Origin of the sequence: Cypionkella sp. TWP1-2-1b2 (assembly GCF_049896245.1) — a bacterium.
Lineage (GTDB): Bacteria > Pseudomonadota > Alphaproteobacteria > Rhodobacterales > Rhodobacteraceae > Cypionkella.
This window is the reverse complement of the sequence record NZ_JAFCTX010000006.1, coordinates 40,781-59,463: the sequence shown is the minus strand read 5'-3', so window position 1 is coordinate 59,463 and position 18,683 is coordinate 40,781. Positions and strand designations below refer to the sequence as shown.

The 18,683-nt window shown below is 60.5% G+C and carries 19 protein-coding genes and 1 tRNA gene; 9 read left to right on the top strand and 11 right to left on the bottom strand.

Annotation, left to right across the window (positions count from 1 at the left end):
- Positions 1 to 261: 261 nt before the first annotated feature.
- The 4 genes from trpB to ACP7AP_RS05320 form a co-directional block, all read right to left on the bottom strand.
- Positions 262 to 1,491, bottom strand: a complete 1,230-nt coding sequence (gene trpB, locus ACP7AP_RS05335) for a tryptophan synthase subunit beta (RefSeq protein WP_426032978.1) — start codon at positions 1,489 to 1,491, stop codon at positions 262 to 264.
- A 122-nt stretch (positions 1,492 to 1,613) separates the two neighbouring features.
- Entirely contained in the window at positions 1,614 to 2,060 is a 447-nt protein-coding gene (locus tag ACP7AP_RS05330; protein ID WP_426032976.1) for a GNAT family N-acetyltransferase, read from the bottom strand.
- Positions 2,051 to 3,106, bottom strand: coding sequence for a quinone-dependent dihydroorotate dehydrogenase (locus ACP7AP_RS05325; RefSeq protein WP_426032974.1), 1,056 nt, complete (start codon positions 3,104 to 3,106; stop codon positions 2,051 to 2,053). Before ACP7AP_RS05325 ends, ACP7AP_RS05330 begins: the two co-directional genes overlap by 10 nt.
- Complete coding sequence (locus ACP7AP_RS05320) at positions 3,103 to 3,441, bottom strand: DUF952 domain-containing protein (RefSeq protein WP_426032972.1); 339 nt, start codon at positions 3,439 to 3,441, stop codon at positions 3,103 to 3,105. The genes ACP7AP_RS05325 and ACP7AP_RS05320 overlap by 4 nt, the downstream gene beginning before the upstream one ends.
- Before the next feature lie 205 nt (positions 3,442 to 3,646).
- Between ACP7AP_RS05320 and ACP7AP_RS05315 the strand changes: the two genes are divergently transcribed.
- A complete protein-coding gene (locus ACP7AP_RS05315; protein WP_426032970.1) occupies positions 3,647 to 5,155 on the top strand; it encodes a bifunctional metallophosphatase/5'-nucleotidase in 1,509 nt (502 codons plus the stop codon).
- Between the two features lie 108 nt (positions 5,156 to 5,263).
- Positions 5,264 to 5,818 carry a fasciclin domain-containing protein gene (locus tag ACP7AP_RS05310; protein WP_426032968.1) on the top strand — a complete coding sequence of 185 codons (555 nt, stop codon included), beginning with the start codon at positions 5,264 to 5,266 and terminating at the stop codon, positions 5,816 to 5,818.
- 267 nt (positions 5,819 to 6,085) lie between these two features.
- On the opposite strand, the gene irrA is transcribed toward ACP7AP_RS05310, so the two are convergent.
- On the bottom strand, positions 6,086 to 6,538 hold the full coding sequence (gene irrA, locus ACP7AP_RS05305) for an iron response transcriptional regulator IrrA (RefSeq protein ID WP_426032966.1): 453 nt from the start codon (positions 6,536 to 6,538) through the stop codon (positions 6,086 to 6,088).
- Between the two features lie 148 nt (positions 6,539 to 6,686).
- On the opposite strand from irrA, the gene fabA reads away from it, so the two are divergent.
- The 4 genes from fabA to ACP7AP_RS05285 all read left to right on the top strand — a co-directional run bounded on the left by fabA (position 6,687) and on the right by ACP7AP_RS05285 (position 10,118).
- Positions 6,687 to 7,196: a bifunctional 3-hydroxydecanoyl-ACP dehydratase/trans-2-decenoyl-ACP isomerase gene (gene fabA / locus ACP7AP_RS05300; protein ID WP_426032964.1), complete on the top strand. Its 510-nt coding sequence runs from the start codon at positions 6,687 to 6,689 to the stop codon at positions 7,194 to 7,196.
- A 64-nt stretch (positions 7,197 to 7,260) separates the two neighbouring features.
- Positions 7,261 to 8,490, top strand: a complete 1,230-nt coding sequence (gene fabB / locus ACP7AP_RS05295) for a beta-ketoacyl-ACP synthase I (protein WP_426032962.1) — start codon at positions 7,261 to 7,263, stop codon at positions 8,488 to 8,490.
- A 26-nt stretch (positions 8,491 to 8,516) separates the two neighbouring features.
- Positions 8,517 to 9,305: an SDR family oxidoreductase gene (locus ACP7AP_RS05290; protein ID WP_426032960.1), complete on the top strand. Its 789-nt coding sequence runs from the start codon at positions 8,517 to 8,519 to the stop codon at positions 9,303 to 9,305.
- A 6-nt stretch (positions 9,306 to 9,311) separates the two neighbouring features.
- Positions 9,312 to 10,118 (top strand): site-2 protease family protein, encoded by an 807-nt coding sequence (locus ACP7AP_RS05285; RefSeq protein ID WP_426032958.1) that lies wholly within the window; start codon positions 9,312 to 9,314, stop codon positions 10,116 to 10,118.
- Between the two features lie 202 nt (positions 10,119 to 10,320).
- Here the strand turns inward: ACP7AP_RS05285 and ACP7AP_RS05280 are convergent.
- Both ACP7AP_RS05280 and ACP7AP_RS05275 read right to left on the bottom strand, forming a co-directional pair.
- Positions 10,321 to 10,394, bottom strand: a tRNA-Gly gene (locus ACP7AP_RS05280).
- 60 nt (positions 10,395 to 10,454) lie between these two features.
- A complete protein-coding gene (locus ACP7AP_RS05275; RefSeq protein ID WP_426032956.1) occupies positions 10,455 to 12,731 on the bottom strand; it encodes an adenosylcobalamin-dependent ribonucleoside-diphosphate reductase in 2,277 nt (758 codons plus the stop codon).
- A gap of 341 nt (positions 12,732 to 13,072) precedes the next feature.
- Here ACP7AP_RS05275 and ACP7AP_RS05270 point away from each other — a divergent pair, with 341 nt between their 5' ends.
- Positions 13,073 to 13,495: a DUF1489 family protein gene (locus ACP7AP_RS05270; protein WP_426032954.1), complete on the top strand. Its 423-nt coding sequence runs from the start codon at positions 13,073 to 13,075 to the stop codon at positions 13,493 to 13,495.
- A gap of 127 nt (positions 13,496 to 13,622) precedes the next feature.
- Complete coding sequence (locus ACP7AP_RS05265) at positions 13,623 to 14,534, top strand: DMT family transporter (RefSeq protein ID WP_426032952.1); 912 nt, start codon at positions 13,623 to 13,625, stop codon at positions 14,532 to 14,534.
- On the opposite strand, the gene ACP7AP_RS05260 is transcribed toward ACP7AP_RS05265, so the two are convergent.
- From ACP7AP_RS05260 to hisS, 4 genes are all read right to left on the bottom strand, one after another.
- Positions 14,535 to 14,876, bottom strand: coding sequence for a hypothetical protein (locus tag ACP7AP_RS05260; RefSeq protein WP_426032950.1), 342 nt, complete (start codon positions 14,874 to 14,876; stop codon positions 14,535 to 14,537).
- Between the two features lie 68 nt (positions 14,877 to 14,944).
- Positions 14,945 to 15,649 (bottom strand): ATP phosphoribosyltransferase, encoded by a 705-nt coding sequence (gene hisG, locus ACP7AP_RS05255; protein ID WP_426033183.1) that lies wholly within the window; start codon positions 15,647 to 15,649, stop codon positions 14,945 to 14,947.
- Positions 15,646 to 16,764: an ATP phosphoribosyltransferase regulatory subunit gene (locus tag ACP7AP_RS05250; RefSeq protein ID WP_426032948.1), complete on the bottom strand. Its 1,119-nt coding sequence runs from the start codon at positions 16,762 to 16,764 to the stop codon at positions 15,646 to 15,648. The genes hisG and ACP7AP_RS05250 overlap by 4 nt, the downstream gene beginning before the upstream one ends.
- A complete protein-coding gene (gene hisS, locus ACP7AP_RS05245; protein ID WP_426032946.1) occupies positions 16,761 to 18,404 on the bottom strand; it encodes a histidine--tRNA ligase in 1,644 nt (547 codons plus the stop codon). Before hisS ends, ACP7AP_RS05250 begins: the two co-directional genes overlap by 4 nt.
- 72 nt (positions 18,405 to 18,476) lie before the next feature.
- Here hisS and ACP7AP_RS05240 point away from each other — a divergent pair, with 72 nt between their 5' ends.
- Entirely contained in the window at positions 18,477 to 18,671 is a 195-nt protein-coding gene (locus ACP7AP_RS05240) for a SlyX family protein (protein ID WP_426032944.1), read from the top strand.
- Positions 18,672 to 18,683 lie beyond the last annotated feature (12 nt).

Sequence of the window (18,683 nt, the reverse complement as noted above, 5' to 3'; positions counted from 1 at the left end):
GAGTTTGCGGGTATAAACCGCAGTTTAGGCAAAACCCGGCGTAAGCGCGCGTTTTGGCGCTTGGCTGCGCCGAAAGCACAGCGGGAAACTATCCGCGAAAATCCCGAAAAATAATCCTATATCAAATGCTTAAGACATTGGTCTGAAGCTTCCGCGCCCGCGCTCAGACCATGGTCTGACCGGGCAGCAGGGTGATTCGGGCTACGCAACGAAAAGCCGCGCCGATTTGCATCGGCGCGGCCCCAGAACTTCAAACTGGCTTCAGATCTTCATATCAAAGCCAAGGTGCTTGGCGACGGTGAAAATATCCTTGTCGCCGCGCCCACACATATTCATCACGATGATATGATCCTTCGGCAAAGTCGGCGCGATCTTCATCACATGGGCGAGGGCGTGAGAAGGCTCCAGCGCCGGAATAATGCCCTCCAGCTTGCAAGACAGCTGGAACGCCTCCAAAGCCTCGGCGTCAGTGATGCTGACATATTGCGCCCGGCCCATATCGTGCAGCCAGGAATGTTCCGGGCCGATGCCGGGATAATCCAGACCCGCCGAGATCGAGAAGCCTTCTAAAATTTGCCCGTCATTGTCCTGCAACAGATAGGTCCGGTTGCCATGCAGCACGCCGGGGCGACCGCCGGTCAGCGAGGCGCAATGCTGCATCCGGTCATCAACGCCCTTACCGCCTGCCTCAACCCCGATGATGTTCACCGTAGGATCGTCGAGGAACGGATAAAACAGCCCCATCGCGTTCGACCCCCCACCAATCGCCGCCACCAGAGTATCCGGCAGACGACCCTCACCCTCTTGCTCCGCCAACTGCCAGCGGACTTCCTTGCCGATGATGCTTTGGAAATCGCGCACCATCGCGGGATAGGGATGCGGCCCGGCCACCGTGCCGATGCAATAGAACGTGTCGCGCACATTGGTCACCCAATCGCGCAACGCATCGTTCATCGCATCCTTCAACGTGCCACGCCCCGAGGTCACCGGAATAACCTCTGCCCCCAACAGCCGCATACGGAACACGTTCGGTGCCTGCCGTTCCACATCATGCGCGCCCATATAGACCACGCATTGCAGCCCGAACTTTGCACAAACCGTCGCCGTTGCCACGCCATGCTGCCCCGCCCCGGTTTCCGCGATAATCCGGGTTTTCCCCATGCGACGGGCAAGAATGATCTGCCCCAGCACATTGTTGATCTTATGCGCGCCGGTATGGTTCAACTCATCCCGCTTCATATAGACCTTGGCCCCGCCAAGATGCGCGGTCAGCCGCGGCGCGAAATACAGCGGGCTTGGGCGGCCGACATAATGCTTCCACAGATCATCCATTTCCGCCCAGAACGCAGGGTCAGTCTTGGCGAACTCATAACGCGCTTCCAGATCAAGGATCAGCGGCATCAGGGTTTCCGACACGAACCTCCCGCCAAACTTGCCAAAGCGGCCCTGTTCGTCCGGTCCGGTCATAAAGCTGTTGATGCCGTCTTCCATCGCTGATCTCCCCGTTTGTTGCTACGGATGTAGCGCCCTTGATCGCCGGGGAAAAGGGGCCTTCCGGCCCCCTCGCCCTACAGGGCTCACCCCCGGAGGATATTTGAGCGCAGAGGATGGGCTTAGAGGCTTTTCTTGTAGCCAATGTGGCTGGGCGTAAATCCAAGCCGATCATAAAACCCATGCGCCCGCGCCCGCGTCTTGTCGGTGGTCAGTTGGATCACCCGCGCCCCCGCCGCCCGCGCGCGTGCCTCAGATTCCGCCATCAACGCCTCGCCAATGCGTTGCCCGCGCAGATCGGTCACCACCCGCACCGCTTCGACCAGCGCGCGTTTGGTTCCCTGCCGCGACAGGCCCGCGAGGATAGTCAACTGGCACGTCGCCACAATCCGCCCGTCAATCTCGCCCACGATCAACTGGTGCATCGGATTGGCGGCGATCTCATCAAACGCCGTGAGATACGGCGCCAAATCACCACTTTCCCGCGCCTGCCCCAGCGAATCATCGGCCAGCAGTGCCACCAAAGCCGCCACATCCGCGCGCTTGGCGTCGCGAAAGCTTACAGCCATTGCGCGCGTCCTTTGCCCACCGCATCGGCGACCGAGGCATAACCCTCACGCTGCAACAACGCATCCAAGCCCCGCGCGATCTTCGCCGCCAATGAAATCCCCTGATACACCATGGCGGTGTAGAACTGCACCGCCGAGGCCCCAACGAGGATCTTCACAAACGCATCCTCGGCGCTGGCAATACCGCCCACCCCGATCAGCGGCAGCTTGCCTTCGGTCAAAGCCGAAAGCTGTGCCAGCATACGTGTAGACTTTTCAAACAATGGCGCGCCCGAAAGCCCGCCGATCTGATCTTTATCAGCACTTACCAAACCTTCTCGCGACAAGGTTGTATTGGTCGCGATGATCCCCGCCACCCCCGACGCCAGCGCCACCTCGGCAATCTCGGCCAATTCATCATCCGTCAAATCCGGCGCGATCTTCAAAAACACCGGGATCGGCTGCGCCAACTCTGCCCGCGTCTGCATCACCCCGGCGAGCAAAGCGCTCAGCGCCGCCCGCCCCTGCAAATCCCGCAATTTCTCGGTGTTCGGCGAACTCACATTCACCGTCGCAAAATCGACATGCGGCCCACAAACCGCCAGAACGCGGGCAAAATCCAACGCCTTGTCGCCTGAATCCTTATTCGCCCCAAGGTTCAGCCCGACCGGAACTGCGCCCCGCACCCGCGTCGAAAGCCGCGCCCCAATCGCCTCCGCCCCGTCATTGTTAAAGCCAAACCGATTGATCGCCGCCCGGTCCTCGGTCAGCCGAAACAGCCGAGGCTTCGCATTTCCCGGCTGCGGGCGCGGCGTCGCAGCCCCCACCTCGACAAAGCCAAACCCCGCCTGCGACAATGGCCCCACCACCGTCGCGTTCTTGTCAAACCCCGCCGCAAGCCCCACCGGATTGGGCAAATCCAGCCCCGCAACCGTCGTGCGCAACCGATCCGAAGTGATCACCCCCGGCAGCGGCACCAGCCCCGCCGCAAGTGCGCGCAACGAAAGCCCATGCGCGCGCTCGGGGTCAAACCTATGCAGCACAGCCAGCCCCAACGTCTCAATCAAAACACTCCCTCCGGGAAGATATGCCCCGCCGCCCCCAAAGGCAGCGATTTGTCCCACACCACATCCGCCAAAACCATATGCCGATACAGATGCGGAAACAGCGCCCCGCCGCGCGAGGCCTCCCATTTCAGCGCCGCGCCCAGCCGGTCGGCATCACAAGCCACCAGAACCAGATCCGACAGATCGGCGAAATACTTCGCCGCCGTCTCGGCCAGTTGCGGGGCTGCCGAAAAATGCACAAAGCCATCCGCCAGATCAACAGGCGCACCCGCCGTCTGACCCGCCGCCCGGAAAGCGTCCCATTCGACGCGCAGGAATATCTTGTAAATCAGCATGACCGCCTCATGCCCTGCGCCAGCCTTTCGGTCAAGGTCCGGCCTTTCGGTCAAGGTCCGGCCTTTCGGTCAAGGTCCGGCCTTTCGGTCAAGCATCTGTCATCAGCGCGTCACCGCCAAGCGCAATGCTTCGGAAATCCGGGCTTTGACAGATTCAAGCTCAGGTTGCACTCTACCCGCATCCAACCCCGAAGTGGAGATCGCCATGCCCCTGTCGCAAAGCATCCGTGCCGCGCTGTTGTCCGCCACCGCCCTGCTGCCGCTCACCGCACAAGCGGAAACAGTGAAACTGACCCTGCTCGGCGTCGGCGATGTCTATAACTTCACCGAGGAGGATGGTCGTGGCGGCTTTGCCCGCCTGAATGCGGTGGCGCGGGCCGAGCGCGCCGCCAACCCCAACACGCTTTACCTATTTGACGGCGATATGCTGTCGCCATCCTTGCTGTCGGGGTTTGACAAGGGCCAGCACACCATTGATCTGACCAACATTGTGCCCTTCGACCTTGCCGTTCCCGGCAACCACGAATTTGACTTCGGTCCGGCGAATTTCCTCGAACGGGTGAAAGCCTCGAAATATCCATGGGCCGCGATCAACATCACCAATGCGGATGGCACACCGATGACAGGCGTTGGCGGTGTCATGGTGAAAGATATCGCTGGCCTGAAAGTCGCCCTGATCCCGGTGGGGCAAGACACCTCGCCCTCAGTTGCCGCCACCGGAGATCTGAAATTCCAACCCACCGTCACCACCGCAATCAAAGCCGCCAAAGCCGCTCGTGCGGATGGTGCCGATATCGTGGTGGGTGTGGTGCAGACCGATATGGATAACGACCGCAAACTGCTGAAATCGCACGCCTTTGACGTGATCCTGTCGGGTGATGACCATTCTTACGCCACCGCCTATGATGGCGTCACGGTCTATGTCGAGACCTCGCTCGACGGCCAATTCCTCTCGCCTGTCGATCTGACCGTGGACATCCAAGAGAAAGACGGCAAGCGCGTGGTCACCTGGACCCCAGCCTTCCGCTTCATCGACACTGCCACCGTGCAGCACGATCCCGAAACGCAAGCCATGGTCGATAAACTCTCCGCTGGCCTTGATGAAACCCTGAACGTCGAGATTGGCACCACCGAAACCGCTTTGGACTCGCGCCGCAATGTCGTGCGCGCCGAGGAATCCGCGATGGGCAACCTGATCGCCGATGCCATGCGCGCGGCCACCGGCGCAGATGTGGCGCTGATGAACGGCGGCGGCATCCGCGCCGACCGCATCTATGACGCTGGCAGCAAACTGACCCGCCGCGATATCCTGACTGAGTTGCCGTTCGGCAATGTCACCGTGCTGACTGAACTGCCGGGCAGCCAACTGCTCGGCGCTTTGGAAAACGCCGTCAGCCAAGTCGAAAAAAGCGCGGGGCGGTTTGCGCAAGTCTCGGGTGTGACCTTCAGCTATGACGCCAGCGCCGAGCCGGGCGCGCGGGTGTCCGAGGTGATGATCAACGGCACGGCGCTGAACCCCGACGCGCTTTACAAAGTCGCGGTCAACAACTTCATGCTGGATGGCGGCGATGGCTATGACGCCTTGGGCGGTGGTCGTTTGATCACTGACACCGGGGCTGGCAATCTGGTGGCCAGCGATGTGATGAATTACGTCGAGACAGCCGGCACGGTGAAACCAACCGTAGAGGGCCGCATCAAAAAGCTGGGCCAATAATTATCACGAAAGCGTGATCACTTGGGGGTGGTTGAAACTTTCAACCGCCCCGTCCCGTTTCCTTGACATACGGCAGGAATAAACCAGCCGATTGATAGGGAAGCTGCCATGAAAACCACTGGGAAAACCTCTGCTCTTGTCCTCGCCTTCGCTTTGATTTCCGGCCCCGCACTCGCCGAAAACCCGATGGTGGGCGGCGCTGCGATGTATGAAAATAAAAACATCGTCGAGAACGCAGTGAACTCAAAAGACCACACCACCCTCGTCGCCGCCGTGAAAGCCGCAGGTCTCGTCGATGCGCTGCAAGGTGCTGGCCCGTTCACCGTGTTCGCTCCGGTCAATGACGCCTTCGCAGCGCTTCCCGCTGGCACGGTTGACACGCTGTTGAAGCCCGAAAACAAAGACATGCTGACCAAAATCCTGACCGCGCATGTTGTGGCTGGCCATTACACCACCGCGCAGATGGCAAAGAAAGCCAAAGCCTCGAAAGACGGCTATTTCAACATGACCACGCTGTCGGGTGATCATCTGTCGGCCAAAATGAAGGGCGGCAGCCTGTATATCTACGACGAATCCGGCACCGCTGGCAAAGTCACCATCTCCGACGTGGAACAGTCGAATGGCGTGATCCAAGTCGTGAACAAAGTTTTGCTGCCAAAGTAACCAGTTTGTGAAAGTAACCAGTGTCTGAAAGTAACCGGTGTGTGAAAGTAACCGGTGTGTGAAAGTAACCAGTGTGTGAAAGTAACCAGTGCTGGACGAGCGCCTGTATCCTTCTGTGCTCGTCCTATGGCGCGGTCTGCTCCCAATGCAGATCGCGCCGTTTTTATGACCGCACGCTTATCAAGCCTATCAGCTTTCCTCGCTTTGTCGCGCGCGTCCCAAGCGATGACTGCCGAAAGGCAGGAAGAGCCCGCCGTCAAACCAGGCTCATGCCCGCTTCAGCCGTATCACCACATCAACCCGGCTTACCGCCATGCCTTCCGGTGCCTCTGGCAAACCCGCGATCACCAACTGCTCTGCAGGCGCATCGGTCAAAGCGTGGCTGTCTTCCCAGTAGAAGTGCGGATGATCATCCAGTCTTGTGTCGAAATAGCTGCGTGCGCCGTCCACCACGACCTCATTCAGCAACCCCGCCTCACAAAACGCCCGCAGCGTGTTGTAGACCGTCGCTAAACTGACCTTCGCCCCCGAAACCCCAACCGCCGCATACAGGCTTTCCGCCGTGACATGCCGGTTCATACCGTCGCCGACCAACAGCCCCGCCAAAGCCAACCGCTGCCGCGTCGGCCGCAATCCGCCGCGGGCAAGCCATGTCGTGCTGCGCTGTTGTTCGCTCAAACCCATCGCTACTTTCCAAGGCAGGCCAAAGCCCGCATCCATCCTAGCCCCCTATATAGAGTGTAAAACCCGTGCTTTTCAAACGAAAACCCCAAACTCCCCTGCCCAGCCCCACCGCCCCACACTTGTTCGCCTGTCCGCCGGGTGTTACATGGGGAAAACGGCCAACCATTGGGGGGATTTCGAGGGCATGAGCAGTTTTCCAACTTCGTTCAACAAGGACGATCTGCTGAAATGTGCGCGCGGAGAGCTGTTCGGCCCCGGCAACGCACAACTGCCCGCGCCGCCGATGCTGATGATGGACCGCATCACCGAAGTCTCTGCCGATGGTGGCGAACACGGCAAGGGCCATATCGTGGCTGAATTCGACATTACCCCCGACCTGTGGTTCTTCGCCTGTCACTTCCCCGGCAACCCGATCATGCCCGGCTGTCTGGGCCTTGATGGCCTCTGGCAACTGACCGGCTTCAACCTCGGCTGGCGCGGCTGGCAGGGGCGCGGCTATGCATTGGGCGTCGGCGAAGTCAAACTGACCGGCATGGTCCGCCCCGACCGCAAGCTGTTGACCTACCGGATCAATTTCACCAAAGCCATCCAAACCCGCCGCCTGACCATGGGGGTCGCCGACGGTATTGTTGAGGCCGATGGCGAGGTGATCTATATCGTCAAAGACATGAAAGTTGCCCTGTCGGAAAGCTAATCTGACAAAATAGACCTGTCGGAATACCCCTCCGACAAAGCCTACCGCACAAAAGGAGATACCCATGCGTCGCGTCGTCATCACCGGGATCGGCATCATTTCCTCGATCGGCAACAACGCCACCGAGGTCGAAGCATCACTGCGCGCAGGCAAATCCGGCATCGTGTTCGCGCCCGATTACGCCGAGCATGGCTTCCGCAGCCAAGTTCACGGCATGCCGCAGATCACCTTGGCCGACCATATCGACAAGCGCGACCTGCGCTTCATGGGTCCGGGTGCTGCCTACAACTTCCTCGCCATGCAGCAGGCCATCGCCGACTCTGGCCTCGAAGAAAAAGATGTCTCCAACGAGCGCTCTGGCCTGATCATGGGCTCTGGCGGCCCTTCGACCTCAAACTTCTTCCTCGCCTTTGACGCCGTGATCAACAAGGGCGCGCCGAAGAAAATGGGGCCGTTCATGGTCACCCGCTGCATGTCCTCGACCAACTCCGCCTGCCTTGCCACGCCGTTCAAGATCAAGGGCGTGAACTATTCGATCACCTCGGCCTGCTCGACCTCGGCGCATTGTATCGGCAACGGCGTCGAACTGATCCAGATGGGCAAGCAAGACATCGTGTTCGCAGGCGGCGGCGAAGAACTCGACTGGACGCTGTCTTGCCTGTTCGACGCGATGGGCGCGATGAGCAGCAAGTACAACGACACACCCGAAACCGCCTCGCGCACCTATGACGCCACCCGTGACGGCTTTGTCATCGCAGGCGGCGGCGGTGTGGTTGTGCTGGAAGAACTCTCCCACGCGCTTGCACGCGGCGCGAAAATCTACGGCGAAGTCACCGGATATGGTGCCACCTCCGACGGTTACGACATGGTTGCCCCCTCGGGTGAAGGCGGCGAACGCTCGATGAAACTCGCGATCGCCACCCTGCCCGAAGGTCGCTCGGTCGATTACATCAACTCGCACGGCACCTCGACCGTCGTGGGCGACGTGACCGAAATGGAGGCGATCCGCCGCGTCTGGGGCAAAGGCCACACCCCGCCCGTCGCCTCAACCAAATCGCTGACAGGCCACTCGCTAGGTGCCACCGGCGTACACGAAGCCATCTATAGCCTGTTGATGATGAACGGTGATTTCATCGCCGCCTCCGCCAACATCACCACCCTGGACCCCGCGCTTGACCCGTCCGAAATCGTGATGACCCTACGCGAGGGCGTCAAACTCGACTCCGTGCTGTCAAACTCTTTCGGCTTCGGCGGCACCAACGCGACCCTGCTGATGAGCAAGTATCTGGCCTAATCCGCCACTAAAACGGGAGTGCCAGTATGGCTGATCTGATGAAGGGCAAGCGCGGGCTTGTCATGGGCGTGGCGAACGAACGTTCCATCGCCTGGGGCATCGCCAAAGCGCTGGCCGCTGAGGGCGCAGAGCTGGCATTTTCCTACCAAGGCGACGCCTTCGGCAAACGCCTTGCCCCCCTCGCCGCCACGGTTGGCAGCGAAGTGATGGTCGATGTCGATGTCACCGATGACGATTCCTTGGACGCCTGTTTTGCCACCCTGAAAGATACCTGGGGCAGCTTGGATTTCCTGATCCACGCCATCGCCTTCTCGGATAAAAACGAACTGACAGGCCGCTTCACCAACACCTCGCGCGGTAACTTCTCCAACACCATGGCGATTTCCTGCTTTTCCTTCATCGACGTGTCCCGCCGCGCTTCCGAGCTGATGCCGAACGGCGGCAGCCTGATCACCCTGACCTACGGCGGATCAAACCGTGTCACCCCGAATTACAACGTGATGGGCGTCGCCAAAGCAGCGCTGGAATCCGCCACCCGTTATCTGGCAAACGACCTTGGCCCGCAGCAAATTCGCGTCAACGCGATCAGCCCCGGCCCGATGAAAACCGTCGCAGGTGCCGCCATCGGTGGTGCCCGCGCCACCTTCCGCCATACCGAGGCCAACGCGCCCTTGCGCAGCAACGCCACGCTGGAAGCCATCGGCGGCACGGCAGTTTACCTGTGCTCCGACTACGGCGCTTGCACCAGCGGCGAGATCATCCATGTTGACTCTGGCTATCACGTGCTGGGTATGCCGCAGCAGGAAAACCTGTAAAATCCGGTGCTTGCCCTTATCCTTTCTCTCGGGCTGATCGCCATTACAGGCTATGCGCTGCGCGGTGGGTTCGCGGGCGCGGGATGGAATCGCGCAGGCTTTGATGTCAACGCCCTTGGCCTCTCTGCAGTGGCCATTGCCGCCGCCATCTGGTTTTTCGGCTGGCAATACGGGCTAGCCTTCATCATCGCGATCATGGTGCATGAAATCGGCCATGTCGCGGCCTTCCGCGTCTGCGGCCACAAAGATGCACAATTCCAGCTGATCCCGCTGTTCGGCGGCGTCACCGTGTCGCGCAGCCTGCCCGCCAGCCATGACCGCGACCTGTTCATCAGCCTGATGGGCCCCGCGATCTGTCTTGGCCCAATGGCTTTGTGCTTTGCCACAGCCAACCTGATCTTCCTGCAAGCCCCCGAGATTGCTAGCTTCCTCTACATCCAAGGCCTCGTCTTGGGCGGCCTGAACCTGTTCAACCTGCTGCCATTCTGGCCTTTGGACGGCGGTAAGATCGTGCGATTGCTGACCTACACCTTCTTCCCGAAAGCCACCCGAGCCGTCTCCATCCTGATGTCCGCCGCAGCCGCAGCTCTCTGCGTGGCGACGCATTCCTACATCCTGCTGTTCTTCGTGCTAATGGGCTGGCAAGGCCTGATCCAATCCGAACAACTGATCGAAATCCAACGCCCGATGCGCAAATCCACCGCTTGGATCGCCCTCGCCGCCTATCTCTGCACCGCAGGCGCGCTGTATCTGGGTGAAGCAATTCGTGCAAAGCCTGTTCTAAAGCGCCTTTGTGATCGCCGTTTGACATGAAAATATAGAGAAACCACAACATATTGTGTGTGGTCGCTATAAAAACACAAGTCTCTCCCCGCTGGGAAAGAATGTGAACCTACAAAGTGAAGTGGCAGATATGCTGGCACGGACTCAGGGCCATACCGCAACGAAATCTTTGCCTGATACGCCTGAAGCAAAAAGGCTCCCAACTGGGAGCCTTTACATCACCTTGAAATCTTGGAGCGGGCGGCGGGAATCGAACCCGCGTCTTTAGCTTGGAAGGCTAAGGTCTTACCATTACACAACGCCCGCGCTGCTGTCTTCTAGCATCCCCGGCCAGAAGGCTCAACACCCCTCACCCACATTTGGCCCTCACCCACACTTAGAATGGCCGCAATCCGAACAGGTCATGCAGCCCTCTTTCATCTGCAAGGCAAAAGATCCGCAGCTAGGGCAAGCCTTGCCACGCGGCGCCTCGCCCACCGCCATCACCTGCATCTGCGGGTCGGTTTTAAGCCCCATCCCCTCGCCCTCAATGAAGCCGATCGACACCAGATGCCGCTCAATCACCCCGCCGATCGCGGCAAGGATCGAGGGAATATAGCGCCCCTCCATCCAAGCCCCACCGCGCGGATCGAACACTGCTTTCAACTCCTCAACGACGAAGGAAATATCGCCGCCACGCCGGAACACCGCCGAGATCATCCGCGTCAAAGCCACGGTCCAGGCGAAATGCTCCATGTTTTTCGAGTTGATAAACACCTCAAACGGGCGACGGTGGCCTGCAATGATGATGTCATTGATGGTGATATAGAGCGCGTGTTCGCTGCCCGGCCATTTCACCTTATAGGTCTGCCCCTCCAACGCGGCAGGACGGTCCAACGGGTCGGTCAGGTAAACCACCTCACCGCCCGCCACCATCGCAGGTGCTTCCGCGGGCACCTTGTCACTGCTTTCCGAAACCGTCAGCACCGACCCCGTCACCGCATTGGGCCGATAGGTTGTGCAGCCCTTACAGCCCTGATCCCAAGCGGCCATATAGACCTCTTTGAACGCCTCAAAGGAAATATCCTCGGGGCAGTTGATGGTCTTTGAGATGCTGCTGTCGATCCACTTCTGCGCCGCAGCCTGCATCCGCACATGGTCCAGCGGCGGTAGGGTCTGCGCATTGACAAAATAATCCGGCAGCGCCGCATCACCCTTCAACTCGCGCCACAACCGCACCGCGTAATCGACGACTTCTTCCTCGGTCCGCGAGCCATCCTTTTGCAAAACCTTGCGGGTGTAGGCATAAGCAAACACTGGCTCGATCCCACTCGACACATTCCCAGCATACAAGGAAATCGTCCCAGTCGGCGCAATCGAGGTCAACAAAGCATTGCGAATCCCATGCGTGCGGATCGCGTCCCGCACGTCATCATCCATCTGCATCATATTGCCGCTGGCCAAATACCCTTCCGCCTCAAACAACGGAAACGCACCCTTTTCCTTCGCCAGATCGACCGACGCCAGATAAGACGCCCGCGCAATCGCATGCATCCAATCCTCGGTCTGCTTGGCCGCCTCAACCGAGCCATAACGCAAGCCAACCATCAGCAACGCATCGGCCAACCCGGTGACACCCAACCCAATCCGCCGCTTCGCCTTCGCCTCAGCCTGCTGCTCTGGCAAAGGAAACCGCGAGGCATCGACCACGTTATCCATCATCCGCACCGCCAGCCGCACCAGATCATCCAGCGCCACCAGATCGAGCTTGGCACCCTTGCCAAACGCCCCCGCCACCAGCGTCGGCATGTTGATCGACCCCAGCAGACACGCGCCATAAGGTGGCAAAGGTTGCTCGCCACAAGGGTTGGTCGCGGCAATCGTCTCGCAATAGCCAAGGTTGTTGGCCTTGTTGATCCGGTCGATGAAAATCACCCCCGGCTCGGCAAAATCATAAGTGTTGCGCATGATCTTGTTCCACAGATCGCGTGCTTGCAAGGTGCGGAACACCTTGCCCTGAAACACCAGATCCCACGACCCATCGGCCTTCACCGCATCCATGAACGGATCGGTAATCAGCACCGAAAGGTTGAACATCCGCAACCGCGCGGCATCCTTCTTGGCCTCAATGAACGCTTCCACATCCGGGTGATCGCAGCGCATCGTCGCCATCATCGCACCGCGACGTGAGCCCGCCGACATGATGGTGCGGCACATCGCATCCCACACATCCATAAAGCTTAAAGGCCCCGAGGCATCCGCCGCCACCCCCTTTACCTCTGCCCCGCGCGGGCGGATCGTCGAGAAATCATAGCCAATGCCGCCGCCCTGCTGCATGGTCAGCGCAGCCTCTTTCAGCGCATCAAAAATCCCGCCCATAGAGTCCGGCACGGTCCCCATGACGAAACAGTTGAACATGGTGACATTGCGCCCAGTGCCTGCCCCAGCGGTGATCCGACCTGCGGGCAAATACTTGAAACCTTCCAAAGCGGCATAGAATCGCTCCTCCCACACCGCTGGCTCCGCCTCAACCTCTGCCAAAGCCCGCGCGATTCGCCGCCAGCTGTCCTCGACCGAAGCGTCAATCGGCGTGCCATCCTGCGCCTTCAGGCGGTATTTCATGTCCCAGATTTGTTCGGCAATAGGGGCGGAGAAGCGGGACATTCAGTGGACTTCCTTCAAGTTTTGAAAATGAAAACAGGCGTAGAGGTGGGGCTTGAAACCCACAACCTTCTCACCGTAGAATGTCGATGCTGGTCGCACCGATAAGCCACTAGAAAGTGAGTGCTCGTCCATCGAGCTGCTCCACGCCTCTCCCTTTTATGCTCTAACATCCAAGGGAGAGGCCAAGATAGCTTCAACCTGCTGTGCGGGCAAGCCTTGAACCTACCAGATTTCGGGATACCATGCATCACCAATCACAGTGCTAAATAGAAAGCCCAGCGCCGAGTCGCGCAGTCAGCCACACTATTTGCCGCACGGTGCAAGGTCAGGGAACGGGACGCATGCTCAATATCCTAAAACTCAGCGTCGGGACGGAATCAGTCGATGACCTCACCCAATGGCACCGCGCCCACGCCCATGTCTGGGCCCCCGGCACCACCGAACACGTCACCCGCATGTGGCCAAAGCGCGAGGATGAAATCCTCGGCGGCGGCTCACTTTACTGGGTGATCAAGGGCGTGATCCAAGCCCGCCAGCGCCTTGTCGGCCTCGCCGAACGCCGTGGCCAAGATGGCATACTGCGCTGCGCCCTTGTGCTTGACGCGGAAGTGATCCGCACCGAAAACGCTCTACGCCGCCCGTTCCAAGGCTGGCGCTACCTCGATCCCGCCGAATCGCCACGCGACCTGCCAAAAACCCGCGCGCAGGACGACACCCTGCCCCCCGCCCTCGCCGCAGCACTGGCAGAAATCGGCCTGCGCTAATCCCTAAAACTTACCTAAAATTGTTTCATCTGTTCATAAATACCCCACGGGGGTTTGGGGGTGTGAAACCCCCAATCCCGCCATATCCACCCTTCCCTTCCCCCGAAATCCGCGCCACAACCCAGATATGATCAAACGTCCGCTCTGGCTCGCCGCAGCCCCGGTGATTTTCCTGCTGCTGTGGTCGGCAGGCTTCGGCATCGCCAAACTTGGCCTGCAACATGCCGAGCCCCTCACCCTGCTGGCCTTACGCTACACCTGCGTGCTAGCCCTGCTGCTGCCGCTTGCGCTGATCATCCGGCCGCCCTTGCCGAAAACCAAACGCGCCTGGGCCGACATCGCCATCACCGGCTTTCTGATCCAAGTGGTCTACTTCGGCCTCTGCTACATCGCCTTCAAAGCCGGAGTTTCGGCGGGCGGCGTCGCCATAATCGTCTGCCTGCAACCGATTCTGGTCGCCCTTGCAGCCCCTTACACCGTCGGCGAAAAGACCTCCACAAAAGGCTGGATCGGCCTTACCCTGGGCCTTGCAGGGGCCGCCATCGTGATCCTGTCGCGCTCCAGCCTACAGGCCGAAAACCCCTGGGGCATCCTGCTTGCCTTCGGTGCACTGCTCGGCATCACCGGCGGCACGCTTTATGAGAAACGCTTCGGCACCAATCAGCACCCGATCACCGCCAACCTGATCCAATACGCCACTGGCGCTGCCTTCACCCTGCCCGCCGCCTATTTGACCGAAGGCATGGCGGTGCACTGGTCGCCCGAATTCGTGGCTATCCTCGGCTATCTGGTGATCGGCAATTCCATCCTTGCGATCAGCCTCTTGCTGGCGATGATCCGCGCGAAAGAAGTCGCCCGAGTCTCGGCGCTGTTCTACCTTGTGCCCGCGCTATCCGCCCTGTTCGCTTGGCCGCTGCTGGGCGAGGCGATGCCGCCCTTGGCATGGGCAGGCATGGCGCTTGCGGGTCTTGGGGTGGCGCTTGTCAGCAAGAAATCCGGGATCAGCAAAAAGCCGAACGTTCCCATGCCAGAGGTCTGATCACCAGCCGCCCGGATTGCCCGGCTTGATTTTGCCGTGGCCTTCTTCGCCTGCTTCGCTCATCCAGACCACCTGCGCGCCGGAAATCGCAACCGACCAGCATACTTCCGGGTCTTGGCCATAAGTGAAGCACATTTTGTTGCCCTTCACCGCCCAGGCCCCGGTGTAATCCGCTGCGTGCAAACTGCCATCGGGGGCATAAAACTCGGCATACCCCCCCGAGGCCGCCATGCTGCCAGTCACGGTATTGCCGACCAGCGCCGCGCGAATCGCATCGCCCGTTGCCAGATCAGCCGCCAGGGCGGGCGTGGCAAGCAACATCAGCGGCAGAATATAGCGCACGGCGGGCCTCCTCGGTTGGTTCCAGAATTAACCCTTCGCCCCGCAAGGTCAAGCCGCTTCAAGCACCGTCAGATCACGGGCAGCGTCAGCCCCAGCTTCGCCGCCAACCGCTGCAACACCGCCCGCGCCTGCGCCCAATCGGCGGATCGGCTGGCAAACAACACCGCCTGACTTTGCAGAATCACCGAATCCGACAGGATTTTCAAATGGTTGGCCCGCAGCGTCTCACCCGAGGATGTAATATCCGCAATCGCCTCGGCGGTCAGGTTCTTCACCGTCCCCTCAGTCGCCCCCTGACTGTCCACCAGCTGATAATCCGCCACGCCTTGTGCTGTCAGAAACTCCCGCACCAGACGGTGATATTTGGTGGCAATCCGCAACCGAAAGCCATGCGCCGCCCGAAACGCCGCCGCCGCCGCGTCAAGATCATCCACCGTATCGACATCAATCCAGCAGCTTGGCACCGCGATGATCAGATCGGCATGACCAAAGCCCAAAGGTGCCAGTTCCGCCACCTGCACATCCCAATCCGCCAGCTTGTCGCGCACGAGGTCACTGCCCGTCACGCCCAAATGAATCCGCCCCGCCGCCAATTCGCGCGGGATTTCCCCCGCCGACAGCATCATCAACTCCACGCCCTCAATGCCCTCGACCGCGCCGGAATATTCCCGCTCGGCCCCGGTCTGCCGCATCACCACGCCACGGCTTCCGAACCACTCGAAGGTCTTTTCCATCAACCGGCCCTTCGAGGGCACCCCGATCTTCAACATCAGACTGCCCCCCCCGAAACCTTAGCCCGTAGCGCCGCGACCAAATGCGGCCGGATGATCCCCCCCACCGCAGGAATAGACCGCCCCGCCCCCAGCACCGCCGTCAGCGCATCATAGCGCCCGCCCGTCGCCACCGCAGGCATCCCCTCGGCATGGAAACTGAACACAAAGCCGTCGTAATACTCCATCGAGGTCCGCCCAAGGCTCGCCTCAAACGCCAGCGCATCCACTGCCACGCCCCGCGCCCGCAACGCCTCCAGCCGCGTTGCAAACCGATCCACCGCAGGCGCAATCGCGGGCAGCATCGGGGTTATCCCGCGCAAATGCCCCAAAGCCGCCTCAGCCGGGGCCTGCAACCCCAGCAAATCATACAACAATGCCGCCTCGGGTGCCTTGATCGGTGCGGCTTCGGCATCCTCAATCAAAGCTGCCGCGCGCGCCGCAATATCCTCCGGCGCGCGCAGCCCGATAAATGCCCCCGCCGCCGCGATCAATGCCTCCGGCGCGCCGCCCGCCAACCGCTCCAGCAAAGCCACACGCCCCGCAGGCACCGCCGCCCGCCCCGCAAAGCGATCGAGCAAAGCCCGAAACCGCTTGGGCCGCCAGATATGGCGCAACAACGCCGCCCGCCGCCGCTCTGTCGTCTCAAGGCCCCGCACCGCCGCCATCAGAATCCCGATGTCGCCCGTCACCGCCCGCAAGCCCAGTCCGCTGACCAGCCCGGCGAACAACGCGAACACCTCCGCATCCGCCGCCTCTGGCGAGGCGCGGTCAAACACCTCAAAGCCAACCTGCAAATACTCAGACGCCCGGTTGCCGAGATGCTCCTGCTTGCGAAACACCTCGCCCATGTAGCAATACCGCGCCGGGTCCGCGCCATCCGCCATATGCGCCTGCACCACCGGCACGGTAAAGTCAGGCCGCAGCATCATCTCGCCGCGCAACGGGTCGGTCGTCACATAAGCCCGCGCCCGAATATCCTCGCCATAAAGGTCCAGCAGAGTCTCCGCCGGCAGCAGCAAATCCGCCTCAACCGGCAAAGCCCCCGCCGCTTGGAACGCCGCGAACAGCAGCGAAGCCTCGGCGCGGATCGCGGCTTTACTGGCCGAAGGACTCATTGCCCGAGCATCTTCCGCACCGCCGCCACCAGATCACCGCGCTTCACTTCAACCTGCGCAGGCTGATCTTTCCATTCCTCAAGCGTCGCGCTTTCAGCAATCTTCGCGCCCAAAATCAGGTCTTTCAGGATCACAACGCCCTTCTCGGCCTCATTCCCGCCCTGAATAACCGCAATCGGCGACTGCCGTTTATCCGCATATTTCAACTGGTTGCCGAATTGCTTGGGATTACCCAGATAAACCTCCGCCCGGATACCAGCCGAGCGCAACTCGCCCACCATCGCCATATAATCCGCCATCCGGTCGCGATCCATCACGGTCACAACCACCGGCCCCGCCGTATCCGAGGCCCCCCGCCCCTTGGCAGCCAATGCCGCGAGCAACCGATCCACCCCGATAGAAACCCCCGTCGCAGGCACCGCCTGCCCGGTAAAGCGCTTGACCAAATCATCATACCGCCCACCACCCGCCACCGAGCCAAAAGACCGCTTGCGGCCCTTCTCGTCGAGGATTTCAAAGGTCAGTTCCGCCTCATAGACCGGCCCGGTGTAGTAGCCGAGGCCACGGACAATGCCCGGATCAATCCTTAGACGATCTGCGTAATAGCCTTGCTGAGCACAAAGCGCGGAAATCTCTGCGAGTTCTGCCACACCTTGCTTACCAACCTCTGAGCCTTGGACAAGCCGGGACAGATGCTCAAGAACAGCAGTATTCCAAACCTCGGCCTCAAGTGCGTCCAGTTGATTCCCAGCAACTTCTACCCGCCCACTGCCTCCAACCTTCGCAGCATCTGAATATAGTTCGACGGCCAATCCATCGGATAGCTTAGCATTTTTCTCTAAGTCCGCTTTGACCACAGCTCCGGCCTGAACGAACCCCATCACCACATCCGCCTGCGCATCGTCCAACCCCGCGCCCTTGGTGAAATCGCCGCTCTCATCTTTGCGCCCAGCGCCGAGCAACGCCCGCACGCCCTCGTCGCCCAAGCGATCAAACTTATCAATCGCCCTCAGGACAATCCCGCGCTCGGTCTCCTTATCGTCGCCCGCAAGCCCGGCGACTTCCATCACGCCATTCAAAACCTTGCGATTATTGACCTTGATCACATAATCGCCGCGCTCAATCCCCGCCGCTTCCAACGCATCCGACAACATCGCGCAAATCTCGGCATCAGCGGCGACACTCGCCGACCCCACCGTATCCGCATCGCATTGATAAAACTGCCGGAACCGCCCCGGTCCCGGTTTCTCATTGCGCCACACCGGACCCATCGCATACCGCCGATAGGGCGACGGCAGATCGTTGCGATACTGCGCCGCCACCCGCGCCAGTGGCGCTGTCAGATCATAGCGCAAAGCCAGCCAGTCGGCGTCTTCATCCTGCCAGCCGAACACACCTTCATTCGGACGGTCGACATCGGGCAGGAACTTGCCCAAAGCCTCGACCGTCTCGACAGCCGAAGTCTCCAGCGGATCAAAGCCATAGCGATGATAAACCTCGGCAATCTTGTCCAGCATCGCCTTGCGGGCGGTGACTTCCGCACCAAAGTAATCGCGGAAGCCCTTGGGGGTTTCCGCGCGCGGGCGACGCCCCACTTTCACGACCGGAGTTTTTTCGGCCGGGGTTTTGTCATTTGCCATAGCTTACAGCCTTCGCTTTTTCTCGCGCTCCGTGTAACGGATGGGGGTGCGCACAGCAAGCGGGGCAAGGCAATGGACAACACGGCACTGGAAGAACGCATCGCGCATTTGACCCGCGCCGTCGAAGACCTGTCGGATGTGGTCGCCCGGCAATCCAAAGACCTGGACCGCCTGCTGCGCCTGACCCAGCTTTTGGCCGAACGTGAGGCCGAGCGTGAAGGCCCCGGTCAAGCCCCAGAAGCCAACGTCCGCCCCCCGCACTGGTAGTCCCATTGGTGA

Excerpts from the sequence above, each read along its gene's own strand:
- trpB (WP_426032978.1), bottom strand. The coding sequence starts at position 1,491 with ATGGAAGACGGCATCAACAGCTTTATGACCGGACCGGACGAACAGGGC.
- ACP7AP_RS05330 (WP_426032976.1), bottom strand. The coding sequence starts at position 2,060 with ATGGCTGTAAGCTTTCGCGACGCCAAGCGCGCGGATGTGGCGGCTTTG.
- ACP7AP_RS05320 (WP_426032972.1), bottom strand. The coding sequence starts at position 3,441 with ATGCTGATTTACAAGATATTCCTGCGCGTCGAATGGGACGCTTTCCGG.
- ACP7AP_RS05315 (WP_426032970.1), top strand. The coding sequence starts at position 3,647 with ATGCCCCTGTCGCAAAGCATCCGTGCCGCGCTGTTGTCCGCCACCGCC.
- ACP7AP_RS05310 (WP_426032968.1), top strand. The coding sequence starts at position 5,264 with ATGAAAACCACTGGGAAAACCTCTGCTCTTGTCCTCGCCTTCGCTTTG.
- irrA (WP_426032966.1), bottom strand. The coding sequence starts at position 6,538 with ATGGATGCGGGCTTTGGCCTGCCTTGGAAAGTAGCGATGGGTTTGAGC.
- fabA (WP_426032964.1), top strand. The coding sequence starts at position 6,687 with ATGAGCAGTTTTCCAACTTCGTTCAACAAGGACGATCTGCTGAAATGT.
- fabB (WP_426032962.1), top strand. The coding sequence starts at position 7,261 with ATGCGTCGCGTCGTCATCACCGGGATCGGCATCATTTCCTCGATCGGC.
- ACP7AP_RS05290 (WP_426032960.1), top strand. The coding sequence starts at position 8,517 with ATGGCTGATCTGATGAAGGGCAAGCGCGGGCTTGTCATGGGCGTGGCG.
- ACP7AP_RS05275 (WP_426032956.1), bottom strand. The coding sequence starts at position 12,731 with ATGTCCCGCTTCTCCGCCCCTATTGCCGAACAAATCTGGGACATGAAA.
- ACP7AP_RS05270 (WP_426032954.1), top strand. The coding sequence starts at position 13,073 with ATGCTCAATATCCTAAAACTCAGCGTCGGGACGGAATCAGTCGATGAC.
- ACP7AP_RS05265 (WP_426032952.1), top strand. The coding sequence starts at position 13,623 with ATGATCAAACGTCCGCTCTGGCTCGCCGCAGCCCCGGTGATTTTCCTG.
- ACP7AP_RS05250 (WP_426032948.1), bottom strand. The coding sequence starts at position 16,764 with ATGAGTCCTTCGGCCAGTAAAGCCGCGATCCGCGCCGAGGCTTCGCTG.
- hisS (WP_426032946.1), bottom strand. The coding sequence starts at position 18,404 with ATGGCAAATGACAAAACCCCGGCCGAAAAAACTCCGGTCGTGAAAGTG.
- ACP7AP_RS05240 (WP_426032944.1), top strand. The coding sequence starts at position 18,477 with ATGGACAACACGGCACTGGAAGAACGCATCGCGCATTTGACCCGCGCC.